22 protein-coding genes are annotated in these 21,870 nt (G+C 64.8%); 6 read left to right on the forward strand and 16 right to left on the reverse strand.

Annotated elements, in window-relative coordinates:
* The first annotated feature begins 22 nt into the window (after window positions 1-22).
* Entirely contained in the window at window positions 23-622 is a 600-nt protein-coding gene (gene lolA / locus G3I74_RS02860; protein WP_164210064.1) for an outer membrane lipoprotein periplasmic chaperone LolA, read from the forward strand.
* Here lolA and G3I74_RS02865 read toward each other — a convergent pair.
* From G3I74_RS02865 to G3I74_RS02920, 12 genes are read right to left on the reverse strand one after another with little or no spacing between them, the layout of a single operon-like run.
* Window positions 616-1,143, reverse strand: coding sequence for a DUF4124 domain-containing protein (locus tag G3I74_RS02865; protein WP_164210065.1), 528 nt, complete (start codon window positions 1,141-1,143; stop codon window positions 616-618). The two genes, lolA and G3I74_RS02865, sit on opposite strands and share 7 nt — an antisense overlap.
* Window positions 1,143-1,865 (reverse strand): 2OG-Fe(II) oxygenase, encoded by a 723-nt coding sequence (locus G3I74_RS02870; RefSeq protein ID WP_164210066.1) that lies wholly within the window; start codon window positions 1,863-1,865, stop codon window positions 1,143-1,145. Before G3I74_RS02870 ends, G3I74_RS02865 begins: the two co-directional genes overlap by 1 nt.
* Complete coding sequence (locus G3I74_RS02875; RefSeq protein ID WP_164210067.1) at window positions 1,855-4,110, reverse strand: ELM1/GtrOC1 family putative glycosyltransferase; 2,256 nt, start codon at window positions 4,108-4,110, stop codon at window positions 1,855-1,857. Before G3I74_RS02875 ends, G3I74_RS02870 begins: the two co-directional genes overlap by 11 nt.
* A 13-nt stretch (window positions 4,111-4,123) precedes the next feature.
* Window positions 4,124-5,035: a lysophospholipid acyltransferase family protein gene (locus G3I74_RS02880; protein ID WP_164210068.1), complete on the reverse strand. Its 912-nt coding sequence runs from the start codon at window positions 5,033-5,035 to the stop codon at window positions 4,124-4,126.
* Entirely contained in the window at window positions 5,029-6,735 is a 1,707-nt protein-coding gene (locus tag G3I74_RS02885) for an ABC transporter ATP-binding protein (RefSeq protein ID WP_203594474.1), read from the reverse strand. Before G3I74_RS02885 ends, G3I74_RS02880 begins: the two co-directional genes overlap by 7 nt.
* Entirely contained in the window at window positions 6,732-7,664 is a 933-nt protein-coding gene (locus G3I74_RS02890) for a hypothetical protein (protein ID WP_164210069.1), read from the reverse strand. Before G3I74_RS02890 ends, G3I74_RS02885 begins: the two co-directional genes overlap by 4 nt.
* Complete coding sequence (locus G3I74_RS02895) at window positions 7,661-8,677, reverse strand: diacylglycerol/lipid kinase family protein (RefSeq protein ID WP_164210070.1); 1,017 nt, start codon at window positions 8,675-8,677, stop codon at window positions 7,661-7,663. The genes G3I74_RS02890 and G3I74_RS02895 overlap by 4 nt, the downstream gene beginning before the upstream one ends.
* Window positions 8,678-8,714: 37 nt before the next feature.
* Entirely contained in the window at window positions 8,715-9,785 is a 1,071-nt protein-coding gene (locus G3I74_RS02900) for a fatty acid desaturase family protein (RefSeq protein ID WP_203594475.1), read from the reverse strand.
* A gap of 44 nt (window positions 9,786-9,829) precedes the next feature.
* Window positions 9,830-11,014 carry a serine palmitoyltransferase gene (gene spt, locus G3I74_RS02905; RefSeq protein ID WP_164210071.1) on the reverse strand — a complete coding sequence of 395 codons (1,185 nt, stop codon included), beginning with the start codon at window positions 11,012-11,014 and terminating at the stop codon, window positions 9,830-9,832.
* Window positions 11,011-11,265 carry an acyl carrier protein gene (locus G3I74_RS02910; protein ID WP_164210072.1) on the reverse strand — a complete coding sequence of 85 codons (255 nt, stop codon included), beginning with the start codon at window positions 11,263-11,265 and terminating at the stop codon, window positions 11,011-11,013. Before G3I74_RS02910 ends, spt begins: the two co-directional genes overlap by 4 nt.
* A complete protein-coding gene (locus G3I74_RS02915) occupies window positions 11,262-12,194 on the reverse strand; it encodes an NAD-dependent epimerase/dehydratase family protein (RefSeq protein ID WP_164210073.1) in 933 nt (310 codons plus the stop codon). Before G3I74_RS02915 ends, G3I74_RS02910 begins: the two co-directional genes overlap by 4 nt.
* 16 nt (window positions 12,195-12,210) lie before the next feature.
* Window positions 12,211-14,004 carry a fatty acyl-AMP ligase gene (locus G3I74_RS02920; protein ID WP_164210074.1) on the reverse strand — a complete coding sequence of 598 codons (1,794 nt, stop codon included), beginning with the start codon at window positions 14,002-14,004 and terminating at the stop codon, window positions 12,211-12,213.
* A gap of 131 nt (window positions 14,005-14,135) precedes the next feature.
* On the opposite strand from G3I74_RS02920, the gene G3I74_RS02925 reads away from it, so the two are divergent.
* Genes G3I74_RS02925 through lptG form a run of 4 tightly spaced genes read left to right on the forward strand, consistent with a single transcriptional unit; the run spans window position 14,136 to window position 18,196 of the window.
* Window positions 14,136-15,266 carry an N-acetyltransferase gene (locus G3I74_RS02925; RefSeq protein ID WP_164210075.1) on the forward strand — a complete coding sequence of 377 codons (1,131 nt, stop codon included), beginning with the start codon at window positions 14,136-14,138 and terminating at the stop codon, window positions 15,264-15,266.
* 13 nt (window positions 15,267-15,279) lie between these two features.
* Window positions 15,280-16,071 carry an NTP transferase domain-containing protein gene (locus tag G3I74_RS02930; RefSeq protein ID WP_164210076.1) on the forward strand — a complete coding sequence of 264 codons (792 nt, stop codon included), beginning with the start codon at window positions 15,280-15,282 and terminating at the stop codon, window positions 16,069-16,071.
* Window positions 16,065-17,129, forward strand: a complete 1,065-nt coding sequence (gene lptF, locus G3I74_RS02935; protein WP_164210077.1) for an LPS export ABC transporter permease LptF — start codon at window positions 16,065-16,067, stop codon at window positions 17,127-17,129. The genes G3I74_RS02930 and lptF overlap by 7 nt, the downstream gene beginning before the upstream one ends.
* Window positions 17,126-18,196: an LPS export ABC transporter permease LptG gene (gene lptG, locus G3I74_RS02940; RefSeq protein WP_164210078.1), complete on the forward strand. Its 1,071-nt coding sequence runs from the start codon at window positions 17,126-17,128 to the stop codon at window positions 18,194-18,196. Before lptF ends, lptG begins: the two co-directional genes overlap by 4 nt.
* Window positions 18,197-18,236: 40 nt before the next feature.
* Here the strand turns inward: lptG and G3I74_RS02945 are convergent, their stop codons facing one another.
* Window positions 18,237-18,575, reverse strand: a complete 339-nt coding sequence (locus G3I74_RS02945; RefSeq protein WP_164210079.1) for a high-potential iron-sulfur protein — start codon at window positions 18,573-18,575, stop codon at window positions 18,237-18,239.
* A gap of 84 nt (window positions 18,576-18,659) precedes the next feature.
* Here G3I74_RS02945 and G3I74_RS02950 point away from each other — a divergent pair, with 84 nt between their 5' ends.
* The gene (locus G3I74_RS02950; RefSeq protein ID WP_164210080.1) at window positions 18,660-19,268 is read left to right on the forward strand and encodes an alpha-ketoglutarate-dependent dioxygenase AlkB family protein; all 609 of its coding nucleotides are present in this window, start codon (window positions 18,660-18,662) and stop codon (window positions 19,266-19,268) included.
* 21 nt (window positions 19,269-19,289) lie between these two features.
* Here the strand turns inward: G3I74_RS02950 and G3I74_RS02955 are convergent, their stop codons facing one another.
* From G3I74_RS02955 to G3I74_RS02965, 3 genes are read right to left on the reverse strand one after another with little or no spacing between them, the layout of a single operon-like run.
* Window positions 19,290-19,568 (reverse strand): exodeoxyribonuclease VII small subunit, encoded by a 279-nt coding sequence (locus G3I74_RS02955; protein ID WP_164210081.1) that lies wholly within the window; start codon window positions 19,566-19,568, stop codon window positions 19,290-19,292.
* 26 nt (window positions 19,569-19,594) lie between these two features.
* On the reverse strand, window positions 19,595-20,923 hold the full coding sequence (tilS, locus tag G3I74_RS02960; protein ID WP_164210082.1) for a tRNA lysidine(34) synthetase TilS: 1,329 nt from the start codon (window positions 20,921-20,923) through the stop codon (window positions 19,595-19,597).
* Window positions 20,904-21,863 carry an acetyl-CoA carboxylase carboxyltransferase subunit alpha gene (locus tag G3I74_RS02965; RefSeq protein ID WP_164210083.1) on the reverse strand — a complete coding sequence of 320 codons (960 nt, stop codon included), beginning with the start codon at window positions 21,861-21,863 and terminating at the stop codon, window positions 20,904-20,906. The genes tilS and G3I74_RS02965 overlap by 20 nt, the downstream gene beginning before the upstream one ends.
* Between the last annotated feature and the right edge of the window lie 7 nt (window positions 21,864-21,870).

Here is a 21,870-nt window from a genome sequence, read left to right on the forward strand (position 1 = left end):
TTTTTCTTCCCAGGAGTTTGCCATGCGCTGGATGATCTGCGCTCTGCTGTTCTTGCCCGGCCTGGTTCTGGCCGACGCCAAAGACGAACTCGATCGCTTCGCCGACGGGCTCGATACGCTTTCGGGGTCGTTCCGGCAGATCATCTTCGACGACGACGGCTTCGCCCTCGAGGAATCTGAAGGAAGGCTGTATTACCAGGCACCGGATCGGTTCCGCTGGGACTACTCAGATCCTTTTCCTCAGCAACTGGTCGCCGACGGCCAGCGCCTGTGGCATTTCGATGAATCGCTGGAGCAGGTCACCGTGCGCGATCAGCCGGCGGCGGGGGAGTCCGCCCTGCTGGTCCTGACCCGGCCGGAAATGCTGGAGCGCTTTTATCGTATCGAGCCGACGGAATCCGCCGATGAGCTGCATTTCGTTCCACTCGACGACGAGTCCGGCTTCGAACGCGCGAGCCTGCGCTTCGTCGACGGGGTGCCGGTCACGCTGGAATTCACTGACCGGCTGGTTGGGCAGATGACCCTGGTGGAACTCCGGGCACTGGAACGAAACCCCGATCTGGACGATGACCTTTTTCGCTTCGAGCCGCCGCCTGGAGTAGACGTACTCGAGGGTTACTGAGCGTCCGGGTCTCTCGCCGAGGCGTCGCGGCGCCGGGTCGTGCCGGGAAACGGACCGCTCAAAGCCGAAAAACGATCGTCGTCGGGGCTGGGTTCACGCCCGCCAGGCGGTTGCGGAGTCGGTGGCTCGATCGGCTGCGGTGGCCAGTAGGGCACCTGTAGCAACGGCTGCTGCGGGCTGCTTTGGGGTGGTGGTTGCTCAGCCCTTTCGGTTGCCGGCTCCGCGGACCGGCGCTGCTGTTGCAGGCGCTCGCGTCGTTGATCGATAAACGCCCGGTTCTGCTCGATGCGCTCGGCCAGGCGCTTCGGTGCATCGACCACGCTGAGGTTGTTGCCGGCCCGGTAGACTGCCGCCTGTTCGTCGCAGGGGCGGTCGCTGAAGGCCACGCTGCCGTCTTCGCGTTCGCAGCGGTAAATCGTTTCATTGGCCGTCGCCGGTGCCAGCATGAGGCCGGCGAACAGGGCGACCAGCAGCCGGGCTGCGCGTCTTCCGCTTCGAGATGAGTGCGCTCTGGTTTTCATCAGGCGCCCTCGGGGCGGTGGAAAAGACGGCGCAGCCTCGCTTTGAGATTGTCGGCGTTGACAACCACGATAAACACCTTGCGCAGCCGTCCTTCCGGGCAATCCAGGGCCTGCACGCCGTGCCAGGAGTTGCCCTGGCGTTGGAAAAGCAGGGAGCGGTTGCCCATGGCATCGGCCACCCAGGCGCGCTCGAAGTCGCCGAAATCTGGCGCGCTGCTGCGGGAGAAACGACCGCCGTCGTCAAGGATGACGGTCTGCCCGCCCCAGTCCCGTTCCCATTCGTCTTCGGTATTGAAATAGAAGATATGGGAGCCGAGCTTGCGCTTGGCGTCGCAGTGGGGTGAAACGGATGCGCCACGCGGCGCGTAGTGCCAGTGATAGCTCAGCGTGAATCGTCGGGTCGCAAAAAGACGGGCCAGCCAGTCCTGGTAGGCCGGGCCGTTGAGCTCGGCAATAAACTGGTGCCAGACCGGGTGCAGGTCGAGATCCGGGTGATATTCCAGCGCATAGCGGTCGTGCGGTTTTTGTCCGTGGGCGCGCTTACGGCCAAAGCTGGCCTTCATCTGGCCGGTTTCCGGGAGGTTTTGTCGCAGCAGCTCGAAACCCCGATCGGTCAGCAGCCCCTCCGGATTGAGCCAGGGGTATGGGTCTGCCTGGCGGAAGGTGGCGGTTTCGATGGCGGTCAGTCGGTCGCGATCCAGGATCGTCTGTTCAGTACTCATGGATTTTCGATTTCGTTTCGATGGCACGGGTGTCAGCAAGATCGATCGCCAGGCGTTCAGCGGCACGCACGGTGATCTGGTCGAGCTCCGAATTCGGGGTGGGCCGGAAAGTCGCGGGAATGGGCTCGCCGAACGGTGCGGCCATGCCGGCTTCGTGCAGCGCGCGATGCAGGGCCTGGATATCGCGCGGCGGCAGGACCCAGCCGCGCTCAAGCGCGCGCGCGCACAGGTAGGTCTGCCCCTGCTGCGGCCGGATGCTGCCGCGCCGGTTGAATCGCGGTCGCACGGCGCGCTCGGTGATCTCCCGGCTCAGCCGCGTCCAGAGGCCGGCCGAGCGCTGCTCCATCGGCCAGATCAGGAACCCTCTGCCGCGACTGGCCGCGTCGGCAAGCATGGATTCGCTTTCCCCGGTGACGATCAATGCATCGGCCTCCACCAGGGCCAGGTGGTACGGATTTTCCGGATCGTCTGGGCGCCAGCGGTAAAAGGCATCATCGGCGCCAAGCCCGGCCTGCAGCGCCTCCGCGACAGGCGCGCTGCGGCGACTGCCCACGACCAGCAGCCGGGCCTGTTGTTTCTGCGCAAAGGCCGAGACCTCGTGGGCCAGATTTCTGGCCTGGGCGTCGGTGAGCTGGTGCGATCGCGAACTGCCTCCGACCAGCAGCGCGATCTTGCGGGGGGCGTTCAGCCAGGCCGACCAGCGCGCCGGCCTGTCGGTTGCATCTACCCGTCCGGCGTTGAGCGGAAGCAGGGTCGTGAGGCGGTTGGGATGCGGTGGCAGGCCGAAGTGACGGCACTGCACGATGACGCTGCCGATCGCCTCGGCCGGGCCGGCCTTGCGTCCGCTCAGGATCAGTCGCAGCTGCGGGTCCCGGCGCTGCAGCAGCCGTGCGATCCGGCAGGGCAGCCAGCCGCCGGCCAACACGATACGGGCATCGCGTCCGATTTCGGGCAGAGGTGATCGACCCAACAGACGGGCCAGGACAAAGCCCGCTTCGCTGCAGCCGATGACGGTCTCGGTCAGCGGTCGGCCCGTCCTGGCGGCCAGGCTGCGGCCCAACGCACGGGCCTGGTTGGCGTGACCGGGCTTGCGATGAGTCAGGACCACGATCGATCCGTCCAGGACCGGACCGCCCTCGTGGCGCTCATGCCGACCCCACGGGTGCCGGTAATCCAGCGACCAGCGGGTTCCGGGATGGAGGCGTCCTGCGGCCGCGAACTGCTGCAGCCAGAACCAGAGACTGCGTCGTGTCCGGCCCCTGGCGTGTCGGCGCGGCTCGCGAATGCTGACCGCCAGCCGGTCGGTCATGTCAAACAGCCGCTCCAGCACCCAGGGCACATCCTGGTCGGGCAGCCGCTCGAACAGTTGGTCGATTTTCAGGTTCGACGGCGTGCTGTTCGGGCGTTGGGGGCCGAGCAGCGCGCGCAGACTCGCATCCGGCAGCCCGGCAACGGCCCTGGACCAGGCCGGAGAGGGTTGTGCCGCCGTGAACGGCAGAAAGCGGTGTCGGTCGGCCTCGGCCTCGAGCTCGGGCCAGAGCGGATCGGTGGGATTGTCGAAATAGACGAATTCGGCAGGAAAGGGCCGCCAGGGCTGGGTATGGAGGGTGGTGAAATGCACAAGATGCGAGCGGTCCGGGTGATACTCGCTGTCGCGCGCATTCCAGCCGCCGTCCAGGTGCCCCCACAGACCGGCCTTGCGGGCACGCGCCTCGAGCGCCTTGCGTCCGAGACGGCGAACGTCGTGCGCGTTCCAGGCCTCGCGCATGCGCCGGCAATCGATCAGCATCACCGAGGTATCGCGGTCGTTGATCGACAAAAACCCGGCCCCGTCCATTGGCGTATCGAACAGCTCGGCGGGATCCTTGAGGTAAATCTGGTCGGCATCGTTGTAGATGGCGCGGCCGGTGAAGTCGCAGAATTCGGGGATGGCGAAGCGGTAATTGGTGAATCCAGTCAGCCAGAAGCGCCGCCGAAACCCACTGAGATCTCGCATAAGGTATATTTCATAAATCCTTGACGGATCACGATGTTTCTCCACTGACCAGATGAAGACGCGCTCGGCCCGGAACTGGCCACGCTCGGTACCGAGATAGATTCGCACCGGGGGTTTGCTTGAAGGCCGTGTTCCGTTGCGCACGCCCAGCACGATCCGATCGGGAGCGCGGCGGTGCGCGGGTGGCCGCTCTGGATGAAAGCCAGCGGGGCGAAGTCCGCGCGCGATTCTCTGGATCAGCAGGGGCATGAGGGGTCTCTGTTCAGGTGCAGATCGGCGGGCCGAAAGGGTAGCGGGACCAGCGGCGCTGATGCCAGGTCCACCATTGCGGATGTTCCAGAATATGCGCTTCCATGATACCGGCCAGTATTTTAACCTCGTGCGCGATTGGACGCGACGGATCCAGGTGCAGCGGCTTTGCGAGCCGGAATTGCCAGCCCTGCTCAGCGCCCGTCAGAAGCAGCGGGATCAGGGGCGCGCCGGTTCTGCGCGACAGTTCCGCCGGCCCCGGCGGCATGTCAAGGTCCTTGCCCAGAAAGCGCGCCGGTACGCCGCCTGTCCTGCTGGCCTGGTCCATCAGGATGAACACGATTCCGCCGTTTTTCAGCGCCCGTAGCATGCGACGAAAACCGGCTGCGGCCGGCTGCGCGGGAATGGCCTGGAGCCCGTTTCTGGCGATGCCGCGGGCAAAAAACGTTGGCCGGATTTTTTTTGACTCGCGGTAGACCACGCTCACCGGATATCCGGCCCGGGCCAGGTGGATGGCCAGGGCAATGCCGTTGCCCATGTGCATACCCAGCAGCACCGCGCCGCGACCCTGCGCGAGCGATCGATCCAGCCGCTGGATCTGATCCAGCGAGCACATTTCGGCGACCTGGCCGGGTTTGAGCGCGCCGCTGTAGGCAGCGAGGACTTCCAGGATGGCCCGGTCGTTGACTCGGTAGGCTTCGTGCAGATCGGTTTGCAGTCTGTCGTCAGTCCGGCGATCGGGCATCAGCGTTCCCATTTGTTTAAGCAGGTTTCGGCGCTTGCGCCTGCCGAGCCGATAATGCAGGGTGCCGAGCAGGTAACCGACAAGGCGCACCGTCTCCGGGCCGCCCAGGGCCGAGACCCGGGCCGTGGCCGTGAGCAGATGGAAGCCGCCGCGCCGCAGCCAGCGCCGGATCTTCAGCATTTCCGAATGCGGCCCTCCTGCACCCTTATCACCGCGTCGGCGGCCTCGACCAGCCCCTCGTCATGGCTGACGGCAAGCATGGTCAAGCGCCCCTTGAGCTGGCCGATGGTGGCGATAACGGCGGCCTCCGACTCGTGGTCAAGATTGCTGGTGGCCTCATCGAGGATCAGCAGGCTAGGGCGGTGTATCAGGGCCCTGGCAATGGCCAGTCGCTGGCGCTGGCCGCCGGACAGCCGGCCACCGCGCTCGCCCAGCAGCGTTTCCATGCCGTCGGGCAGGGTGCTGATGAACCCCCAGGCATCGGCCATTTTCAGGGCCCGCTCGGCATCATCCGGTCCGAGGTCGGGATCGCCCAGGGTCAGGTTGCGAATCACGGAGTCGTTGATCAGCAGCGGATCCTGGGGGACGTAGCCGATCATGCGCCGCCAGCGTCGATGGTCGATTTCCTGCAGATCGACCCCGTCGATCAGGATGCGGCCCGAATCCGGATGGAGCAGGCCGGCGACGAGGTCGATCAGGGTCGTCTTGCCGGAGCCCGAGGGCCCCGTCAGTACCGTCAGGTGGCCCGACCGGATGTCCAGGTCTATCCCGCTGAGGACCTCTTTGGCGTCGTACTTGAATCCGACCCGCTCGAACCGGATCTCGTCGTTCAGCGCGGGCGTCCGGAAACCCCGCGGCGGTTCGGCTTCCCTGCGCGCCTCGTCGATGGTGCCGGCCAGCGACCAATAGGCGCTTTCGCTGATGCTCATATGCTGCCAGGCGCGCTGACCCTTGGCCAGATGGTTGACCGAGCGCGCGATCAGGAAAATCATGATCATCACTGTTGCCATGGGCATGTTCATCTGGACCAGGAAAAAGAAGAACCCGATCCCGACCAGGATCGCCAGCATGGGTTCCTGCAGCGCAATCAGCGCCGCCTTTGCAAAGACCTGGTTCTTCAGGGCTTTTTTCAGTTCGCGGGTCTGGTTGGAAAGCATGCTGTCGACATGATCCTCGCGGCCCATGGCCTTGAGCGGTTTGACGGCGCCCAGTTGATCGGTCATGACCGACAGCAGCGATTTCAACAGTCCGGTCTGGCGTCTTCCTGCACCGCCAGCCATACGCACCAGAAAGTGCAGCAACCCGAGCAGGAGCCCGCCGAAGACCAGGGCGATCAGGCTCGCCTGCCATGAGATCAGCAGCGCCAGGCCGGCATAGACAACGGCGTTGATGATCTGGGTGGCCATGACGGCACCGTGATAGAACCCTTCGGAGGCGCGATTGGCTTCCGTGGCCATGGCGTTGGAAAGTTTGCCCACCGGCTGCGACAGGTAATATCGCCAGCGACTTTCCATGACCGAGCGCACCAGGCTCAGACGCAGATCGGTGGCCACATGGGCAACCGTGTAGCCGACCTGGCGGTTGGCCAGCAGCACGATTACTGCCTTGAGCGCAATCATGAGCACGCCCAGCGTCAGCAGGGTCACCAGCGTAGGATCCAGACCCAGGCGATCGACGACATCCAGCGCGACCTGCTCCGGCATCGAAGGGTCTTCCTGCTCCCCGGTGGCCAGGTTGAGCATGGACAGCAGCAGCGATAGCCCCAGTCCGTCGACAAGACCGGCGACGACCAGTGCTGCCAGTGCCAGCGAGGTCCGCCCCGGATATGCTTTGGCGAAGGTCCACAACATGCGCAGGGCGCCCTGCCCGGATGCGCTCATCGGAACCCTCCCTGGCGCCACATCCGCCAGGCCATTCCCCATGCTGCCAGCCGCGGATACCTGCGCATGCGTTCGGTCGGTTCGATGCGAACGCCGCTGTGGCGTTCGACCTTCCAGCTGATGTAGTCGATGCCGTTGCTGAAGGTGCCAGCGGCCTTGAACAGGCGGGCCAGGTTGAAGGCTTTTCCGGACACCCGCCGCAACTGCCACTGCAGCCGAGTCAACAAACGCTGCCGGTTGCTCGTGGTTCGGAAGAACAGCGCGTCTTCTTCGCTCAGTCCGCAGCACCGCTCGTCGGCAAGCGCCTGGGTGATTCTTTCCCAGAACACCGGGTCGGCAGCGATCAGGCGTCGGGCATTGTCGGATGATTCCGGTCGAAGTTCACAGCGGTAGGTCGCAGTCAGTGCCCGCTGCCAGAAGCCGGTGGCTGCGACGGGCGAGGTCAGCAGCGGCGCGATTCGCCGGCAGTACTGCCGTGCCGCCGTCGCCCGGATTTCGGCAAGTTGTTCGGGCAGGGCCTGATCAGCGCGGGCATACACCAGTCGGCACGGTTGGGTGAATCGCGCCCAGAAGTAGTGATCGCTACGGCTCCGGCAGCGCCTGGCGAACTGCTCCAGGGTGACCAGCGCGTACTTGCAGCGCACCGTGCGTTTTTTGCTTTCAGCCTGAAGGTAGTACACGTTCGGTGGCAGCAGGCGATTGAAAAGCGCGGATGGATGCAGACCGTGGACGGTGCGATAACGCCGCACCAGCACCAGCAGGTCAACAAGGCCGTCGTGGACATCCTGATCACGCCGGCAGGATCCGTAGAGCACGATCGCCAGCAGCTCTTCGCCATAGCGCGCTCGCAGGGCAGACAGCAGCCCGTCCAGCCCCTGGGGCGGTGGCTGTGAAAGATCTTCGAGCATGGCCGAGGTAACCGCGTTCATGGCGTGAGAAAGCGGATGGCCGGTCCGGGATCCAGCACCAGGTCCAATGTCGGATCAAGGTCGTATTCCTGTCCGTCCACGCATACAGCGTTCAGCCCCCGCACGACCACCCGTTCGGTGCGGCCGCTCAAATAGCCGGTTTCGGCTCGCAGGGCAGGGTTCAGGCGACCGCGCAGCAGGCCGGGCAGCGTGAGCCAGAACCGGGGTGCCTGGGCACTTATCGCGGTCAGCCGAACAGGCCCCGATCCGCGCGCGGCGTAGGGATCGATCCACCCGCGATCGTGTTCCAGCGAGCTGGCCACAAAAACTCGCACGGACTGGTCCAGTGAACCCAGCCTGCCGGCGTTGATTCTCATCGGTCGCGGACGGAAACGCGATCGTCCGAGCGCACCCAGCACACCAAGCTGCAGAACCCGCCAGGCCGAAGACGGGTGTCCGGTGCGCAGCCAGCCGCGATGCCGCGTCCGGTAACGGTGGCAGTCGCGGATGACGTGATCGACCAGCGCGCCGGCGACGAAGAAGCCGAACAGCTTCAGCCCCTGATCGGGTTGCTCCAGCCTCAGGATCTGTCGCTGAGTGTGGTTCAGTCTGTCCGGATCGTGCAAAGCGCGCTCCAGCAGTCGGGCCAGCGAACGGTGCGTGCCAAGATCTCTTGCGGTGAGGTTTGTTCTGCCACCGCCGAGCACCAGCAGCGGAGGAATTGAGCTCAGCGGCGTCTTGAGCAACGCCGAGACGGCCGCCTGAACCGTGCCATCGCCACCGATCACGACCAGCCGAAGGGGCAGGTCTTCCCCGAAGCTGGCCAGCGCGGCCTGGATTTCGTCCGGCCCGTGGACTACGTGGACCGGCGTGCCGGCCGCGCGGGCCGTTTCACAGACCCGATCGAGCCGGGCGCCGGCGCTGATTCGGAAGCTGCGCGGATTGATCAGAATCCCGGCCGACGCGCGGCCGTTCTTGCACTTGACGGCAGCCGCTTTCTCGGTCGAAGCGGATTCGGTCACCAGGTTGGGCATTCAGGTCAGGAGGGCAAAGGTTTTGCCGGTGGCAGGCTCAGGCCGCCGGTCCGGATCGCCAGTTCGTGATGGCGGACTCCGCCGGACGAACTGCCGCGGCGCGGCTGAACAGGGTCGCGACGACCCGGAAATAGTTGTCATGATTGGCCACGGCGTAGGGCGAATTCTGGCCGAACCGGTCCATCAGCCGCTGATGAGCCTGGCCCATATTGTGGTACGGCAGGCCGGGAAACAGGTGATGCAGCGCGTGATAACGAAGCCCCACCGGGAAAAGCCAGAGCGTGAGCCATGTCTGGCCGGTGATGTTGATCGAATCCTCCAGCTGTTCCAGGTGCGACATGGTTTCGCCGCGGCGCGCATAGCCGTGCGCGGCAAGATTACGCACCCAATTCAGGGCCATCGTCCAGCCGTGCAGCAGCCAGGCCATCAGCCAGTGTGCCGGTTCTACCGGGCCGAACACGGTCATTGCCAGCCAGAACAGGACCCAGGCCAGCGCCAGCCACTCGACGGTCTCCAGGTGAGCGCGCTCTTTTTCCGGGAAGCGCTTTCGATAGAACGGGTTGGATGCGTAGGCCGAGCCCCGGCTGAGCAGCCATTCGCGGAAGCTCGGACTGAAGCGCGACAGGGGTCCGGCCAGACCGAAACGCGCCAGGGCCATCAGCGGCAGAATGGGGATGCGCAGCAGGTAGAGGAAGGTCTCGCGCAGCGGCGCGGCGGCCAGCGGCAGATATTCGCCGTCCCGCGGCGTGCCGAAATGGGCGCGCGAGTGGTGCTCGATGTGATTGCGATACAGAATCCAGGGCATCAGCAGTGGAATGCCCACCAGCAGGTTCCAGGCACGCTTGAACCAGGTCAACTCACCGCGCGGCATGTGGATGATCTCGTGCATGAAAGTGCCGGCCCGGTAAAAGGCGATGCCGGCCACGATCAGACCGATAAGCTGTCCCGGCGAGCCCCAGGGGAGCGCGAAATAAGCCACGGTGGCCGTCCAGGCGACGGTGGCGCTGATCAGCAGGTCGGTCCAGTAGATCGCCGGGCTGCGCGCGAAAAGATCATCGACTTCGGCGTGCGCCTGGCGAATCCACTGCTTTTGTTCGCTTTCGTTCATGCTGACATTATAAGCGGCCGGCGCTAAGGCTCCTGCTATGACGCTCAGGCCGCAACCGTCATTTCGGTGAGCGCGGCGATGAGGAGGTCCACGTCATGGTCGCTATGGGCGGCGCTGAGCGAAATGCGCAGCAAATTGAGACCCGATGGCGTGGCCGGCGGGATCATCAGGTTGGCGTAGACGCCCGCAGCCAGCAGGCCGTTCCAGTGCGCGAGCGCAGTTTCGCGGTCGGGCAGGATAATGGCGGCGACCGGACCGGGAATGTCGCTGCCAAGGCGGTAGCCCAGTTCTTTTGCTGCCGCGTAGAATCGTTGGAAATTGCGATGCAGCTGCGCCCGCAGGGCCTGCCCTCCGAGCAGCTTCTGCAGCGCTTTACGGGTGCCGGCAATGGTGGCCGGTGAGGGCGAAGCCGTGAAGATATAGGGGCGGCTGGCCAGTCGCATGAGGTCGAGCTGGCGATGCGGTGATACGCAAAAACCGCCCAATCCGGCCAGGCTTTTGGAAAAAGTCCCGACGACAAAGTCGACCCGGTCCAGCAGTCCGCAGGCTTCGGTCAGACCCAGGCCTCTGTTACCGAATACCCCGAAGGAATGGGCCTCGTCGACCAGCAGCCAGGCGCCGTGCTTTTCCTTGACCTCGACGAAGGCTTCCAGCGGCGGTTGATCGCCGAGCATGGAATACAGGCCCTCGACCACGATCAGCGCCCGGCGGGCGTCTTTGCCCAGCCGGGCGAGACGTCGGTCCAGGTTGTCGGGATCATTGTGGCGAAAGCGCAGCGTTTCGGCGTGGCTGAGACGGGCTCCATCGTAGATGCTGGCATGGCTGTCGGAGTCCAGCACAAGGTATTCGCCGCGACCGACCAGCGTCGACAGCGCCCCGAGGTTGGCCTGGTAGCCGGTCGAAAAAACGATGGCGGCCGGCCATCCAAATGCTTCGGCTAGTTCCTGCTCCAGCGCACGGTGGGCGTCGTAGCTGCCGTTGGCCATGCGCGAACCCGTGGTGCCCGAACCCAGCCCGCGCAGCGCGGCACCCGCCGCATCAACGACATCGGCATCAAAGGTCAGGCCGAGGTAGTTGTTGGTGCCGGCCAGGATGACTTCGTTGCCGTTGATAGAGCCGCGGGTTGCCGAATGAACCGATTCGATCGGCGTGGCGATCGCGGCCGGCCCGGTGCCGCTCAACGCGGATTGCGCTGCCGACAGGGGCTGAAACTTGTCAAACAGGCTCATGAGCGCTCCTTCTGCAGGTGGCACAAACGCTCGGCAAGTTGGTCGAGGGTCTGGATTTCGGCCAGCATCTCGACCGGAACCGAAAGGTCCAGCTCGTCTTCAATTTCCATGACCAGGTTCATGATCTGGACCGAATCAAGCCCGACATCGCCGGTCAGGGCCGCCTGCCAGTCGATATCACCCTGCTCGGGCAGTGCCCGCCCGAGGGCCACCTGGATCGCCTGCTCGGACTGTTTGCGCAAGTCGGTCAAGAACGGGTACTCCATCCGGGAAGTTCGGTCAGCGCCGATGCCAACTGCCGTTTCGGCCGCCAGCCTGATGACGCAAGCGCCACATTATCACCACAAACCCAGTCAGGATGTGTGAGTTCGCGCACCTTGCCGGGCGTGAGCAGAGGCTGGTGGCCCGTCAGATAGCTGATGCCCAGATTGGCGGTTGCCATCAGCGACAGCGCGAAGCGCGGCAGCCTGAGTGTGCGTGTCGGCCGGCCGCGAAGCGAGCCGGCAAGCCTGGCAAGCTCGGACCAGGTGTAGCCCGCACGGTGACCGTCGTCCAGACAGGCGGTGCGGCGCAGGGGCCAGGGACGGTCGATGAGGTGGACAATGGCATCGCAGAGATCGTCGACGTGCAGCAGCGAAAAGCGAGCCCGCGCAGGTCCAGTCTGCACCAGCCAGCCGCTCGCCAGCGCTCGCCACAGCGGCGCCAGTGCCGGGTCGGCGGGGCCGTAGATCGCCGGCGGACGGAGAATCAGCCAGTCCAGATGGCTGCTTTCAACAATCTGTTCGGCCTGGCGTTTGCTGCGGGCGTAATGAGAGATTTGCGGCAGCCGGGCCGCCAGGCTGGAAATGTGGATCAGGCGACAGCCGGGATGGGTCTGCTCCATCGCTTCGATCAACTTGCGCGTACCGACCGCGTTGACCCGCTCGAAGTCGCGTTGACGGCGGCCGGCAATGGCCGCTGCCAGATGGATGAGGCAGTCGCTGCCCTTGACCAGTTCCGCCAGGGCCCCGGGCGTGGCCAGGTCTCCGATAATTTCCGTGACGTCTTCGTGTTGCAGGCAGCGTCCGGGCGAACGCGAAAGCGCACGGACGCGGTATCCCGACGCGAGCAGTCTTGCCACCAGAACCCTGCCGACAAAGCCGCTGGCGCCGGTCAGCGCAACGCTTTGGCGGGAACTCACGACCGGCGCGGGTAAATCAGTTTCCTGAGGGTTCAGCCGCCTCGGTGTGCGGCGTGCGTTGAACCAGTTCCCGCGGCAGGATCGGACGATCCTGAAGATCGTTGCGCTTGAGGAAGTCCAGCCGGGCGCCGCTGCGCGAGAGCTTGCCGGAAGAGGTGCGCGGCAGCGTATGCAGCGGCACCAGTTCAATCAGGCAGGCGATTCCGAACTCGCTCTGGATGCGCTGCTTGAGGCGTTCAACCAGGGCGGCCTGGCGGAAACTGTCCTGCTCGCGACACTGCACCACGAGGACGGCCACTTCGCTGCCGTCTTCTCCGGGAATGGCAAAAGCCGAGGCGTCCTCGGCGCGGACTTCCGGCTGCTGCTCGGCCACGTACTCGAGATCCTGCGGCCAGATGTTGCGGCCGTTGATGATCAGCAGATCCTTGGCCCGGCCGGTGATGAAAAGCGCATCACCCGCGCGGTAGCCGACATCGCCCGTATTCAGCCAGCCCTTTGAATCAAGCGCCGCGGCGGTTGCGTCGGCATTGTTGGCATAGCCGCTCATGACGCTTTTGCCGCGCAGGTGGATGACGCCGCATTCGCGCTCCGCAGCCAGCTGGCCGTCGCCTTTGCGGATTTCCACCTCGAAGCCGGGCAGCGGACGCCCGCAGTTGACGAATTCAGTCACCCGCCGGTCGGCGGCTGCCGGGTTCGCTGGCTCGGCGATGCGCTCACCGGCCAGGCGTTCGGCGTCCAGGCGGTCGGTCTCCAGGCCCTGACCCAGCGGCGCGAAGCTCACCGCCAGCGAGCATTCGGCCATGCCGTAGCAGGGCAGGAAAGCCGAGCGATCGAAGCCCGCCGGCTGCAGCGCATCGGCGAAACCCTGCAGCCACGCCGCGCGGATCATCTCGGCGCCAACCCCGGCCACGCGCCAGGCGCTGAGGTCAAACTTCTCCAGGTCGCTGGGGCGGAGTCGACGTGCGCACAGGGCATAACCGAAAGGCGGGCTGAAGGAAATGGTTGAACGATTGCGCGACATCAGGTTCAGCCACAGCCGCGGCCGCATGGCGAACTCCCTGGTGCCGAGATAGTCCACCGAAAGCTGGGAAATCACCGGGCCCAGGATCAGCCCGACAAGGCCCATGTCGTGGTAGTACGGCAGCCACGACATGAAGCGATCGCCGCGCCGGATTTGTACCCCGAACTGCAGGATGCCGGCAAGGTTATCGAGCACGGCTTCCTGGGTGATCATGGTCCCGCGCGGAAACCGGGTGCTGCCAGAGGTGTACTGAAGGTAGGCCAGTTCATCGGGTCGCGGTGGTGGCGGCAATGATGCGGCCGGCTCCAGGCGCATGAAAGCATCGAGCGTGCCAGACAACGCCAGTCCCCGTCCCACAGACGCTTCTTCGAGAAACCCGGCAAAATTTTCCGGCGCAAACGCCGCGCGCGCCTGGCAGTCTTCCAGCATCGCGCGCAGATGCGCCACGAACGCTTCGCGACCGCCCAGGTGAACGGCAGCAGGCAGCGGTACCGGCACCAGGCCGGCATACTGGCAGGCAAAAAAGAACACCGGAAAATCAGGATGGGTGTCAGCGACCAGGGCGATTCGACTGCCGCGCTCGAGCCCCATGCCATGCAGCCGGGCCGCCAGATCCTGGGCCTTGTGCCGAAGTTCGGTGTAGGTCAGGGCGCACTGCAGTTTGCCGCGGCCATCATAGAAATTGCACCCGGTTGCGCCGCGGGAGGCGTAATCAAGCGCCTCGGCGAGGCTGCGGTAACCGGATGTCTTGAGGGGTAGGGAGTTGTCTGTCGGGGTCGGCTGCGGCATCAAAACTTGGGTTTCCCTTCTTTTTAGTCAAGGCCCGCACGGCACCTGCTGGGGAACGGACGAATCGGTCATTATAGAGCGCCGTCACGGCAAAGAAAACATTCGGTCCAAATCCGTTACATTCGTCAACCATGTCGCCCGTTATCGTTTCTGCCGTCGACCATCGTCGTGATTGGGAAGATCTTTGGGGTCTTTCCCGCAAGCTTTATGCCGATGATCCGGCCTGGGTTGAGCCCCTGCGCGCTGAGCGCAAGACCTTGTGGTCGGACGAAAATCCCTGGTTTGAGCACGCCCATGGACAGCTTTTCCTGGCCCGCCGGGCCGGACAGGTGGTCGGATCGATCAGCGCTCAGGTCGACCGTCTGCAGCCGCTGGAACAAGGCCGCCGGGTCGGCTATTTCGGGCAGTTCGAGTGCACCAACGAAGCCGAAGTGGCCTCTGTTTTGTTCGAGACGGCATCGCAGTGGCTGCGGGAGCAGGGCTGCACGTGGATGCGCGGCCCCTATGATCTGGGCATCAACCAGTCCTGCGGTCTGCTCGTGTCGGGCTACGACACCCCCCCGATGATCCTCATGGGGCATGCGCGACCGTACTATCGCGAACTGCTGGAGGGCGCCGGACTGGTTCGCGAAATGGACCTGCTTGCCTATCGCGTTGCGCCGGATTTTGTCGCCCCTGCGGCCATGCGCCGCCTGCTCGAGCGCAGCCGGCGCCGGCTCTCGTTTCGCCCGCTGAACATGGATTCTTATGGCCAGGAGGTGGAACTGTTGCGGGAATTGTTCAACGATGCCTGGGCCGACAACTGGGGATTTGTGCCGCTGACGCGAGCCGAGTTTGCCCACACCGGTCGCGAGATCCGCCGGATTCTGAACCCGGATCATGCCTGCGTTGCCGAGATCGACGGCCAGGCGGCCGGTTTTCTCATCGCCTTGCCCAACATCAACGAGCTGATCCGTGATCTGGGTGGACGGCTTTTTCCGACCGGCTGGATCCGGCTGCTCTGGCGCCTGAAGCGGCGCGGTGCAAGCACAGCCAGGGTGCCCTTGATGGGTGTATCCAGGAAGCATCAGCGCGGACCGCTGGGAGCAGCCATCAGCTTTGGCATGATCGACAACGTGCGCCATGCGCTTCACCGAGACGGCATTCGCCATGTCGAAATGTCGTGGATCCTGGAAACCAACCAGGGCATGAACTCTCTGATCCACGCCATGGGCGGCGATCTCTACAAGCGGTATCGGATGTATGGCCGCGCGCTGGACTGATTCGGAGCGGGCGGTGGACCGGATCGTTCTGGCCGGGGACCGGCGCACGGATGACCCGCTGGCGGTTGCCGCTGGCGTGGCCGGCAAGGCTCTGGTGCCGATCGCCGGCCGAGCCATGCTCACGCGCGTGGTCGCAACCCTGACGAACTGGCGAACAAAAGGGCGCTTGATCGTTGTCGCGCCCGACAGCGCGCGCTATCGGCAAGCCGCACGGGAAGGGGCGGCAGGAGCGGGCGCGGAGCTGGTCTGGGTCGAGCCGGCCGCCTCGCTCGCCGGCAGTGTGCGGCAGGCCCTGGCCACCAGCAGATCGCGCCGCTGCCTGTTGCTCACGGCCGATCATGTGTTGATGGACACCGCCTGGCTTGAGCATCTGCTCGGGGCATGTCCGATCGGAACGGCGGATCTCGCGGTCGGGCTGACCGACTGGCATGAGGTCATGGCGCGTTTTCCTGGCAGCCGCCGCACGCGCTATCGATTCAGCAACGGCTCGAGCTGCGGAACCAACCTGTTCTTGGTCAACAACCGCGCCGGCGTGGAGCGAATCCTGGATCAGTGGCAGCAAGTCGAGCAGCAGCGCAAGAAACCGTGGCGCATCGTGTCGATGCTGGGGTGGCGCAATCTGAGTCGATATCTGGCCGGCCGGTTGAGCGTCGAGGGGGCCTTTTCGGCGCTGTCAGCGCGGCTCGGCGCTGAGGTGCGGCCGGTCCACGTGCCCGACCCGCTGGCCGCCGTGGATGTCGACAGCGCGGCTGACCTGGCTCTTGTCGAGCAGGTGCTGGCTGAAAAGGCTCGGTCGCAATGCTGATCGAGCGCTACCTGGCCTGCGAAATGCTGCGCCCGGTGATTGGAATCTTTGTGTTTCTGACCGTCGTCGTGCTGGTTTTCTATGCCAGTCAGTTGCTGGGCAGGGCGGCCCTGGAAGGGCTGCCCATGGGCATTGTCCTGCGCATGGCCGGTCTGCGCCTTGGATTGTTTCTGGATGTGCTGGTGCCGATCTCTCTATTGCTGGGCACGGTGATCGGTCTGGGCAGGCTGCAGGCGGCCCACGAGATCATCGCGCTGGCCGCAGTCGGTGGCGGGCGACGGCGCGTGGTCAAGGCGCTGCTGGTTGCCGTGATCCTGATGATTGTGGTCGTTGCCGCCGCATCGATGCTGTTCCGGCCCTGGGCGTATGCCACGCTGTATGAGCTGGAGCGCGAAATGGCAGCGGAACTGAACCTGGACCGGGTCGAGCCCGGGCGCTTCCAGGTCGGCGACGAGCAGTGGCTGATCTATGCCCAGGGCCGCTCCGAAGCCGGCCTGGAAGACGTCATGGTGCGCCAGCGCGCCGAGCAGTTCAGCGGCCTGATTCGCGCTCAGCGTTTGATCCAGGAATCCGCCGGGGATGGTGTTGTCCGTCTCGTGTTCGAGGGCGATGTGCACAGCTACACCATGGCGTCGGAAGGCGAACCCGATATCGTTGCCCGTTTTGATCGTTTCGCCATGCTGCTTCGGGTACGGGAACCGCCGGGTCGCGAGCGCCTGCGCAGGGCCATGTCAACGCGCCGTCTGCTGGACGATCCAACCCCCACCGAGATGGCCGAATTGCAATGGCGCCTCGTTGGCCCGGTCACCGTGCTGGTGCTGGGCCTGGCCGGTCTGGCCCTGAGCCGGATCAATCCGCGCAGCGGTCAGTCCGCCCGGGTGCTTAGCGCAACCCTGGTGGGGACGCTGTATTTCAGCGCCATGGGCGTGGTCATCAACTGGGTGGAACAAGCCCGATTTCCGTTCGTTCCCGGAGGTTTTGCCGTGCCCCTGGTGGTGTTGATGGTACTGGGCGTTCGCTACTGGCTGGTGCAGCGTGGGCCGGGGCCGCCGCTGTGAGAATCCTGCGCGAATACCTCGTCGGCCGTCTGCTTGCGGCCTATCTGATTACGGCGGCCGCGCTCGGCGCGCTGTTGTGGCTGCTGGAGATGCTGGAAGGTCTGGAAGACGGCCTGGGCAGCGTCGCTGATCTGGCCGGGGTCGCGTTCTCGGCCGCGCGCGTTTTGCCCGAGGGGATCATCGACCTGTTGCCGGTGATCACCGTCCTGGCGACCGCCTCGGCCATCGGGGCACTGCAGGTGCGCAGCGAACTCACGGTGATGCGGGTGGCCGGTGTCTCGCTGTGGCGGCTGACGGGGATCGCACTGATGCCCGGTCTTCTCGTCGCCGGTCTGGCGCTGGCCAGTCTGCAGTGGCTGACACCCCTGATGCAGGAAGGCCCGGAACGGTTGATGGGCGCATCACTCGGTGAAAGCGGTCTATGGCATCCGTCACACGGTCTCTGGCTGCGCAGCGGAGAGGAATTTCTCAACGTCCAGGACCTTCGCATGGGGCGCATACCGACCGGCATCAACCTGTATCGATTCGATCCGGGCGGGGGGCTTTCGGTTCACATCGAAGCCGAGACCGCCGTGATTCGCAGCGATGGCGACTGGACGCTGGAATCGGTCACGGTTCGGGACTACCGGGATGAGGCTCAATCGCCGCTTCGCCACGCCGAGCAGCAGCGCTGGGACTCTTTTTTGTCGGCGCGCCAGCTGGAGCTGCTGCTCAGGCCGCCTGCCAGCTTGCCGTTGACGGACCTTTGGCAATACGTCGATGGCCTGAAAGCGCGCGACCAGGATTCGGCCGAATATGAAATGGTGCTGTGGCGACGTCTGGCGCTGCCGCTGGCCTGTCTGGGCATGGTGCTGGCGGCCATGGCGACAGCGGCGGTGCCGCTGAAAAGCCGGGCGGTCAGTCTGCGTCTGGTGGCGGCCCTCACCCTTGGGCTCGGTTTCGAACTGCTGGCGGAACTGACTGCGTATCTGGGGCTGGTGCTGGGCTGGCCGGTGATCGCGGTGGCGCTCGGTCCGGCGGTTGTGCTGGCGGGGTTTTCCTGGTGGCTGTTGTCAAAAGCCCGCTGAGCCGGCCGCGATGACCGGCCCAGCGGCCTGGTTGACGTTCTTAGCCCTGGCGTTCGACCCAGGCGTTGCACCAGCCCTCGTTCGCGACCTGCTTTCCGGGGAAGATGCTGCAGCCGAACCATTCAGCCGACAGGTCGCCCTGGGCGAGCTGGCAGTTGGCACAGATCTGGCCTTCCTCGTAGCGGGGCCAGCGCGACTGATCGACGTCGCTGTAGTGGTGAACATATCCCAGGGCCTTGGCCTGGGCGCCATCGGGGTCGAGGCGTTCATCCTCGGCCCAGGCGGTGCCGGCCGACATGCGCGTCATGGCAGGCAGAAGCAGCGCCAGCGAACCGGCGCCGGCCAGGCGAAACAGATTACGCCGTGAACAGGTTTTCATGAAAAGCTCTCCTCATCGATTGCAAACTCATCCGGCCTCAATACCGGTTGCTTAGATTACCAGTCAAACAGAGCCGAAGTTGTGATGTCGATCGAATCCGTTGACTCTGCCCGAATCGTGGATTTGCCGCCGGCCGGACGGGTGGAATACCGTCCCTGCGCTGCTCCAGGTTGTCCGTCGCGCGAGGTCTTCGAGCGCCTGCGGGACGATCTGGACTGGCGCCAGCTGCCGGTGCGAACGTTCGGTCGCGCGATCGCGCAGCCCCGATTGACCGACTTTCGCGGCGAGGCTGGTATCCGTTATCGGTATTCGGGGCTGACGCTGGAGGCGCGTCCATGGACGGCGCATTTGCTCAGGTTGCGAGAAGTGGTGGAGCAGCATACCGGACAGCGATTCAACAGCGTACTGTGCAATCTCTATCGCGACGGGCGTGACTACATGGGCTGGCATGCCGACGACGAGCCCGAGCTCGGGCGCGAACCGGTGATTGCTTCGCTCAGTTTCGGGGCGCGTCGCCGCTTTACGCTAAAACCCAGATCCGGCGAGGCCGAACGACTGGAGTTCGAGCTGGCCTCAGGCAGTCTTCTGGTCATGAGCGGCGATGTGCAGCGCTTCTGGTTGCATCAGCTACCACGCGCCCTGCGCGTGCGCGATGCCCGAATCAATCTAACCTTTCGATACATCGCGAACTGAGGATCGCTTCCCGGTGACCGGTCAGCCGCTGGGTCCGGCGGAGGCTTCGGCATCGGGCGCGTAGGGACGCTCCGAATCAGGATCGTCCGGATCGGACAACACGGTCACGGTGTGTCGGGCCTGTTCCAGCATGCTGTGGCAGTGCCGGCTCAGGGTCACTCCACGCTCGAAGCGCTCCAGAGAATCCTTCAGAGAAGATTCTCCATTTTCAAGTTTTTCAACAATTTCTTCCAGTTCTTTAAGGGCTGACTCGAACTCTGGAAGGTTGTCGGCAGAGGGGGTTTCAGGTTGATCGCTCATGACGGTCATTGTAGCGTGGCGCTGCGTCAGGCGTGCCCGTGTCGTCGCAGTTCGCTGTGCCAGAACAGTTGAACGCCGTGCTCCTGGAGCAGGCGCGAGAACGCCGGGTCCAGCCAGCGGTCGCCGAGTGCGACCAGCCGATTATCGCGCCAGATGCGGGGCCACTCGTTTCTCTGCCAGGGGGGTACGCCGGCTTCGGCGAGGATCTTCTTGACCGGTCGTCGACCGGAATTCGGGTGCAGCCGCAGTCGTTCGCCGTTGCTGCCGGAGCGCACGCTCAGCTCAAAGCGCGGCGGAGGCGCGGAAAAACGCAGCGAACCCGACGGTTCCGGCAGCTGCAGTACATCGGCACCGTCCCAGCGAAGCCTCCAGGCGACCTGTGCCCTCGCCGGCGAGCGCAGCCAGATGCCGGCGCCGTGACGCTGAAGACGGCCTTCTTCCCAGTCCAGGATCGGCTGGCGGTCTGCGGCCGCATGGTCGATCTGGCGCATGAACTCGTCCAGTCGCTGGCCCGGCGGCGGGGTCCGGTCGTGCCTGAGGCACCAGCGCCGGATCACTTCGGCCCGGTGAAAGGGTTCGAGCTTGCAAAGCGCTTCCAGCGGCAGACAGGGACCCGGCGCTTCGATCCGTTCGAGATCGGAATCGGCCAGTTGCGCAAGGACTTCTCCGGCCGCCCGATTAAGCCTCGCCGTGCGGTTGAAAGCCTGGACGCATCCGGGAAAGCGTCCGCGCAAGAGCGGCAGAATCTCGTGGCGAAGAAAATTGCGATCCAGGCTCACCAGATCATTGGCCGGATCGCGGATGCTGATGACCTGATGGCGGTCAAGGTAGGCCTGGATCTCTTCGCGCCGCCAGCCCAGCAGCGGCCGGATGAGATGTCCGCCGCCAAAGCGCCTCTGGCCGGGGATGCCGCCCAGGCCCCCTGGGCCGGAACCTCGCAGTAGCCGCAGCAGCAGGGTTTCGGCCACGTCATCGGCATGGTGCGCTGTCAGCAGGACATCGCCGGAACCGATATAGCGCATGAGGACTTCGTAGCGGGCGTGGCGCGCGTTGGCCTCGATCGATCCTGAGCGCCGCACCTGTACACGCTCTACCCGGCACGGGATATCCAGCGCCTCGGCCATCTCCTTGGCCCGGGCAGCGCGCTGGCGGCTGCCCCGGTCGAGGCCGTGGTCGATATGTATCGCCTGCAAGGGCCGGGTCGGGTTTTGCTCGGCCAGAAGATGCAGCAGGCAGGCCGAGTCGGGACCGCCGCTGAAAGCGACCACAATGCTCCCGGCACCCGGCCAGGCCGCCAGGCAGGGGTCAAGCCCGCGGGCCTGACCGGTGTCCGTTTCAGGCTTCTTCGAAGACACCCGGCGACATCAGGCGCTGGTAGCGTTCTTCGAGGAGTTCTTCGACCGGCTTTCTCAGCAGCACTTCGGTCTGGGCGATGATGGTCTCCTTGAGTCGCACGGCGACTTCCTGCGGGTTGCGATGAGCGCCGCCGGCCGATTCCTTGATAACCTTGTCGATCAGTCCCAGCGACTTGAGCCGGGGCGCCGTCAGGCCCAATGCCTCGGCGGCGGTTGCGGCCCGATCCGCGTCCTTCCACAGGATCGAGGCGCAGCCCTCCGGGGAGATCACGCTGTAGATGCTGTACTGCAGCATGTTGGTGCGGTCGCCAACGCCGATGGCCAGAGCACCGCCGGAGCCGCCTTCGCCGATCACGTTGCAGATGATCGGCACCGGCAGCCGGGCCATGCGGGCGAGGTTTGTGGCGATGGCCTCGGACTGGCCGCGTTCTTCGGCCCCGACGCCCGGATAGGCGCCCGGTGTGTCGATGAAGGTCACCACCGGCAGCCGGAACCGCGCGGCCATGTCCAGTAGCCGCAGCGCCTTGCGGTATCCCTCGGGCCGGGGCATGCCGAAGTTCCGTCGCACTTTCTCGCGCGTGTCGCGACCTTTCTGCTGCCCGATCAGCACGAAGCTGCGGCCGTCGAGTTCCGCCAGTCCGCCCACGATGGCCGGGTCGTCGGCGTAAGCCCGGTCACCGTGCAGTTCTTCGAACCGGTCGAAGATCATGGCAGCGTAATCCAGCGTGTAGGGTCGCTCCGGGTGTCGGGCCAACTGCGAAATCTGCCAGTCGCTGAGCTCTGCGAAGATCGCCTCGGTTCGCTCCCGGCATTTGGCCTCCAGGCGTCGGATCTCTTCTTCGATATTGAGTTCGTTGTCCGAACCAACGTTTCTTAGCTCGCGAATCTTCGCTTCCAGTTCGGCGATGGGCTGCTCGAAATCGAGATAGTTGGCAGACATTCAGGCA

The organism is Wenzhouxiangella limi, from assembly GCF_010499265.1.
Taxonomy (GTDB): domain Bacteria; phylum Pseudomonadota; class Gammaproteobacteria; order Xanthomonadales; family Wenzhouxiangellaceae; genus Wenzhouxiangella; species Wenzhouxiangella limi.